The sequence below is a fragment of the Kitasatospora sp. NPDC004289 genome (genome assembly GCF_053602875.1).
The window spans coordinates 1-1,510 of the sequence record NZ_JBSGEL010000186.1; the positions used below are offsets into that span (position 1 = coordinate 1).

Genomic DNA, 1,510 nt, shown 5'->3' on the forward strand with positions numbered 1-1,510 from the left:
CCACCATCAGCCGCATGAACCATGCGGAAACAGTCTCACCCCGCACTGACCATCAGCTGTTCCCCGTCCAAAGATCCGAGCCAAGCCACTAGGTGGTTGGGCACCGGCTGCCCGGCCACGGCGAACAGGTCGGCAGCATGCAGGCCGAGCACCGGCCCGAGACCCCTCAGCAGCGAATCGGCCGGCCGCTGCCCGTCGAGCGCGGCCCGCAACTCCTCCAGGCTCACGTTCCCTGGCGCCGAGATCTCGAAGGCATCGAGCGATCGCCGTTCCAACAGGCGTGCCAAGTAGCACGCCGAGCCCCGCCACTTCTGCCATTCCGTCAGCCTATCGACGTACGGCCACCTGAACTGAGTTGCCAACTGGGAAGATTGGGACCGCCCGGCCCCCAGCTACCGAGGAGCGGACAGCACCTCGTAGCTTCTGGTTGTGGGTCGGGCTCGAGCATCGGCTGACCCCCACGTGCGTGGGGAGGACCGCGCGTCTCACGTCGGGCACGTGCGGTGGGCCGGCTGACCCCCACGTGCGTGGGGAGGACGTGGAGATCTGCCCGGACTCCTGGTCGAAGGTCGGCTGACCCCCACGTGCATGGGGAGGACCCCCCTCGTTGGTCTGTGCGGCAGGCGAACCGCGGCTGACCCCCACGTGCGTGGGGAGGACTCGAAGACCGCGAAGGTCTCCTTCCCGCCGTCCGGCTGACCCCCACGTGCGTGGGGAGGACTCACCGGTGAGGCGTCCGTTCCGCTGACGTTGCGGCTGACCCCCACGTGCGTGGGGAGGACGGGACCAGTTGGGTCGTGGCCGTGTCGTAGACCGGCTGACCCCCACGTGTGTGGGGAGGACGACCCGTTCACGATGGTCCCCCACTGGATCACCGGCTGACCCCCACGTGCGTGGGGAGGACACGGTGGAGACCGACGACGGCCAGAGCCACGTCGGCTGACCCCCACGTGCGTGGGGAGGACCCTTCGCGACCTGCGGCGCGACAGTGTCTTTGCTGTTTCTTTGCCCTGGCGGTTGGTGGTGCTGTGTTGTCAAGGAGCGGTGGTCATCGTGCCATGGCGCCCTGACGGTTCGGCTCGGAATGCACCATGTCATGGCTGCTTCTCGGATGCTGTCGGTTTCGGCGTTGGCCGGGTCGGGCTTCAGCTACCCGGCTGTTCGGGACTCAATGACCGCTTGCGAGAGGAGGGGAGGATGGTGGTGTGGTGGTGGTTCGTGTGTCGGTGGTGAGCGCGATGATCGAGGGGCGCCAGGAGCAAGCTCTGGCCCAGTGCAACGACAGCGAGCTAGAGCGTCCCAGGGCCGTGATGATCTGTGAGGGTCTCGCGGCTGACCTGGCCGTAGGAGCGGCGGTCGCTGTAGGGAGGATCCCGTTGTGACGACTCATCCGCGTGGCCCGCAGGGCCAGCGTCCTGGCTGCGTAGGTGAAAACGGAGAGCGAGTATCGGTGAGTTCTGGCAGCGGTTCATGATCGAGATACCGGGAGATGTCGGTGAGAACCGAGAGC

At 66.9% G+C, this 1,510-nt stretch carries 1 protein-coding gene and 1 CRISPR repeat array; the gene reads right to left on the reverse strand.

Going from position 1 to position 1,510, the window contains the following annotated elements; all coding sequences use genetic code 11:
• Positions 1 to 35 precede the first annotated feature (35 nt).
• Complete coding sequence (locus ACWEPF_RS39930; protein WP_452176533.1) at positions 36 to 287, reverse strand: hypothetical protein; 252 nt, start codon at positions 285 to 287, stop codon at positions 36 to 38.
• Positions 288 to 448: 161 nt separating this feature from the next.
• A CRISPR array of direct repeats spans positions 449 to 965; the repeat unit is 29 nt; unit sequence CGGCTGACCCCCACGTGCGTGGGGAGGAC.
• The last annotated feature ends 545 nt before the right edge of the window (positions 966 to 1,510 follow it).